Origin of the sequence: Streptomyces sp. WAC06614 (genome assembly GCF_003949795.1) — a bacterium.
Classification (GTDB): Bacteria; Actinomycetota; Actinomycetes; order Streptomycetales; family Streptomycetaceae; genus Streptomyces.
Genome location: NZ_RPRY01000481.1, coordinates 1 through 3,864, shown reverse-complemented (window position 1 = coordinate 3,864; position 3,864 = coordinate 1). Strand labels below are relative to the sequence as shown.

The window sequence follows — 3,864 nt, the reverse complement described above, 5'->3', positions numbered from 1 at the left end:
GCGGCTACTCGGCGCGGAGGGCGGCCAGCCGCTGGGCGAACGGGACGATCTCGAAGCCGTCCGCCGGGTCCACCGAGGTGATCGCCCCGGTCAGGGAGCGGGGGGCGATCGCGGCGGCGGTGTCGACGTCCGGGCCGACGACGGTGGCGGGGGCGGCGCCGCGGGCGTCGGCGGGTGCCATGAAGCGGGCCAGTTCCGCGCCCCCGCGGGTGATCCGCCGGGCGAGGCCGTCCTCGCCCCAGTCCTCCGAGGCCGCGTACACGGCCGTCGGCAGGGCCAGCGCGCGCAGATGGGTGAACAGCGGGCGCAGGGCGTGTTCGGTGACCAGGGAGTGGCGGGCCGTTCCTCCGGTCGCACCGAGGAGCACCGGCTTTCCGGTGAGGGCGTCCTTGTCGATGACGTCGAAGAACGACTTGAACAGGCCGCTGTAGGAGGCCGCGAACACCGGCGTGACCGCGATCAGGCCGTCCGCGGCGGCCACCGCGTCGAGCGCGGCGGCCAGCCGGGCGGGCGGGAACCCGGTGACGAAGTGCTGGGCGATCTCCGTCGCCAGGTCCCTCAGCTCGATCACCTGCGGTTCGGCGTCGACATGGCGCAGGGTCGCGGCCGTGAGGCGGTCGGCGAGCAGGCGGGTCGACGAGGGCGAGCTCAGCCCCGCCGATACGACGACGAGCTTCATGCCTGCGTCTCCTCCTTCGGGTGCTGCTGGGCGGCCGCCACCCGGGCCGCGTGCGTGGGGGCGTCCGGCACACCGGCCGGGCGCAGGTTCGCGAACTCCTTGCGGAGCACCGGGACGACTTCCTCGCCGAGCAGGTCGAGCTGCTCCAGGACGGTCTTCAGCGGCAGGCCCGCGTGGTCCATCAGGAAGAGCTGGCGCTGGTAGTCGCCGACGTGGTCCCGGAAGGTGAGGGTGCGGTCGATGACCTGCTGCGGCGAGCCGACGGTCAGCGGGGTCTGCGAGGTGAACTCCTCCAGGGAGGGGCCGTGGCCGTAGACGGGCGCGTTGTCGAAGTAGGGGCGGAACTCGCGCACCGCGTCCTGGGAGTTCTTGCGCATGAACACCTGGCCGCCGAGTCCGACGATGGCCTGCTCGGGGGTGCCGTGGCCGTAGTGGGCGTAGCGCTGCCGGTACAGGTTCACCATCTGCCGGGTGTGGGAGGCGGGCCAGAAGATGTTGTTGTGGAAGAAGCCGTCGCCGTAGTAGGCGGCCTGCTCGGCTATCTCGGGCGAGCGGATGGAGCCGTGCCAGACGAAGGGCGCGACGCCGTCCAGGGGGCGCGGGGTGGAGGTGAAGGACTGCAGCGGCGTACGGAACTTGCCCTTCCAGGTGACGACGTCCTCGTCCCAGAGGCGGCGCAGCAGCGCGTAGTTCTCGATGGCGAGATCGATGCCGTCGCGGATGTCCTTGCCGAACCAGGGGTAGACCGGGCCGGTGTTGCCGCGGCCCATCATCAGGTCGACGCGGCCGTCGGCGACGTGCTGGAGCATCGCGAAGTCCTCGGCGATCTTCACCGGGTCGTTCGTGGTGATCAGCGTGGTCGACGTGGACAGGATCAGGCGCTCGGTGCGGGCGGCGATGTAGCCGAGCATGGTCGTCGGCGAGGAGGGGACGAACGGCGGGTTGTGGTGCTCACCGGTGGCGAAGACGTCCAGGCCGACCTCCTCGGCCTTCTGGGCGATAGCGAGCATCGCCTTGATCCGCTCGTGCTCGCTCGGCGTACGCCCCGTCGTCGGATCGGGCGTGACGTCACCGACGGTGAAGATCCCGAACTGCATGGCTCCCCTTCCCGAGGTTGTTCAGAATTCAACTATACCCGGGAACGGGTGGTGCCGCGGAGGTATTCCCGCAGGAAGGACGGGCAGGCGCCCGGAGCAACAGGAGGTGCGCCATGGCTACCCGCAACGAGCACACCCTGCCGACCGCGTCCCCGGACGCGGGCCCGTACGTGGTCCGGGTGAGCGGTGACATGGACGTCGACCACGCGGAGCAGCTCACCGCCGCACTGACGGTGGCGCTGTCGCGGGCCCCTCGGGGCGCGGACCTCGTCGTGGACCTGTGCCACTCGTCGTTCTGCGACTCCGCGGGGCTCAACGTCCTGCTCGCGGCCCGACAGCGAGCGTGCACGGAGGGCAAGCACCTCGTGCTCGCCGCACCGAGCCATCAGATGATCAGACTGCTGGAGCTCACCGGGGCGGAGGACCTGTTCGCCTTCGCCCCGGCGGTGGCGTGGTGAGGGCCGCCGGCCCCCACCCGGGCGCCGGTCTCAGGTGTGGACGCGGCCGTTGACGCCGTCGTGCGCGTCGGCGTGCTCGTCGTCGAACCAGTGGTCCCCGGCCGCCAGGTAGCGGAACGAGTGGCTCCCGTGGGCGGGCAGGGCCACCGAGGCCGCGCGGGTCCCGTCACCGCGGGAGCGCAGGGGGTGCGCGGCGGGGTTCCAGTGGTTGAAGTCCCCGACCACGCTGACCGGCCCCTCCGGAGTGTCGTCGGGTAGGACGAAGGTCACCTGCGTACGGCCCTTGATCTGCTTGCGTTCGAGCACCGGAGAACTCCCCACACGTGGAACTGGCAGAGGCCCCAGCACCGTCGCACGCCCGCCGCCCTCCCGGGCCCCCACACGCCGCCCACGGCGGACCCGTCACCCTCCCGGCCCCGGAGTCTCCCGGATTCGGCCCCTGGGTCGGCCCAGGACTCAGCCCCCGGACGGGCCCCCGGCCGGGGTCTTCCGCGCGTGCAGGACGTACGCGTCCAGCGGCAGCGGGGTGTGGCCCTGGAGGTACAGGCCGGTGTCGGCGAGGAGGCGGGCGTAGTGGTCGGCCCGGCGCTCGCGGCCCCCGACGTTGCACAGCATGTGCAGGTCCCAGGCGGTGGCCAGCGAGGGGGAACCGTCGGCGGGCAGGAGGCGTTCGACGATCAGCAGGTCGGCGTGGGCGGGCATCGCACGGGCGCAGTGGCGCAGGATCTCCCGGCAGCGGTCGTCGTCCCAGTCGTGCAGGACGCGGGAGAGGACGTAGACGTCCCCGCCGGACGGGACGTCGGCGAAGTCGCCGGCCCGGTAGGCACAGCGCGCACCGCAGCCCGCGGCGTCGAGGTGGCGGCGGGCCGCGGCGACGGCGTGCGGGCGTTCCAGGAGGACGCCGCGCAGCCGCGGGTGGGCGGTGAGGATCTGGCCGAGCAGTTCTCCGTTCCCGCCCGCGACGTCGACGACCGTCGCGGGTTCCGGCGCCCGGGCCGCCGCTGCCGTGACGACCGGGTGGGCGGGGACCGGCCCGAACATGCGGGAGCTGGCGGCCATGGACCGGTCGAAGAGGTCGGCGAGTTCGGGGTCGCGGGCGAAGTGGTCGAAGTGGTTCTCGCCGAAGAGGTGGTCGAACGCCGGCCGGCCGGTCCGGACGGCGTGGTCGAGGCCGCCGAAGGACCGGTAGAAGGGGCCTGCGTACATCAGGGCCAGCGGGCGCATGGAGGCGGGGGCGTCCTCGCGCAGCAGGGCCCCGAGTTCGGTGAGGCGGAATCCTTCCTCCTGGGCCCCGTCCAGGTCCAGGTGCACGTCCTGGTCCTGGTCCTGATCCCGGTCCCGGTCCTGGCCCTGGACAGGGGCCGGCGGCGGGACCGGGGCGACCGCGCCGAGCATCGCCAGGTACCGCAGGAGCACGCCCAGGGCCCGCGGCCGGGTGCCGGTCAGCCGGGCGAGGTCCGCGGGGCGGTGCGCGGCGGCGGTGTCCATGACGTCGGGCAGGCGCAGCCGGGCGAAGGAGGCCAGGGCCTGGGTCGTCCAGGCGCCGGTGAGCAGCCGAAGGAGCGTTTCGGCGGGCCTGCCCTCGTCACGGCGGGGGCGGGCCCGCCGAAACGCTCCTTCGGCTGCTCAC

General features: G+C 73.0%; 5 protein-coding genes. 1 reads left to right on the top strand and 4 read right to left on the bottom strand.

What is annotated here, in order from left to right; all coding sequences use genetic code 11:
• Positions 1-4: 4 nt before the first annotated feature.
• Together EF918_RS33550 and EF918_RS33545 are read right to left on the bottom strand one after the other, a co-directional pair.
• On the bottom strand, positions 5-679 hold the full coding sequence (locus tag EF918_RS33550; protein ID WP_125652666.1) for a CE1759 family FMN reductase: 675 nt from the start codon (positions 677-679) through the stop codon (positions 5-7).
• Entirely contained in the window at positions 676-1,776 is a 1,101-nt protein-coding gene (locus EF918_RS33545; protein WP_125652665.1) for an LLM class flavin-dependent oxidoreductase, read from the bottom strand. The genes EF918_RS33550 and EF918_RS33545 overlap by 4 nt, the downstream gene beginning before the upstream one ends.
• A 113-nt stretch (positions 1,777-1,889) precedes the next feature.
• Between EF918_RS33545 and EF918_RS33540 the strand changes: the two genes are divergently transcribed.
• Positions 1,890-2,234 carry an STAS domain-containing protein gene (locus EF918_RS33540; RefSeq protein WP_125652664.1) on the top strand — a complete coding sequence of 115 codons (345 nt, stop codon included), beginning with the start codon at positions 1,890-1,892 and terminating at the stop codon, positions 2,232-2,234.
• Positions 2,235-2,264: 30 nt separating this feature from the next.
• On the opposite strand, the gene EF918_RS33535 is transcribed toward EF918_RS33540, so the two are convergent.
• Both EF918_RS33535 and EF918_RS33530 read right to left on the bottom strand, forming a co-directional pair.
• Positions 2,265-2,540 carry an isoamylase early set domain-containing protein gene (locus EF918_RS33535; protein ID WP_125652663.1) on the bottom strand — a complete coding sequence of 92 codons (276 nt, stop codon included), beginning with the start codon at positions 2,538-2,540 and terminating at the stop codon, positions 2,265-2,267.
• A gap of 150 nt (positions 2,541-2,690) precedes the next feature.
• On the bottom strand, positions 2,691-3,722 hold the full coding sequence (locus EF918_RS33530) for a methyltransferase (protein WP_312847889.1): 1,032 nt from the start codon (positions 3,720-3,722) through the stop codon (positions 2,691-2,693).
• Positions 3,723-3,864: the final 142 nt, after the last annotated feature.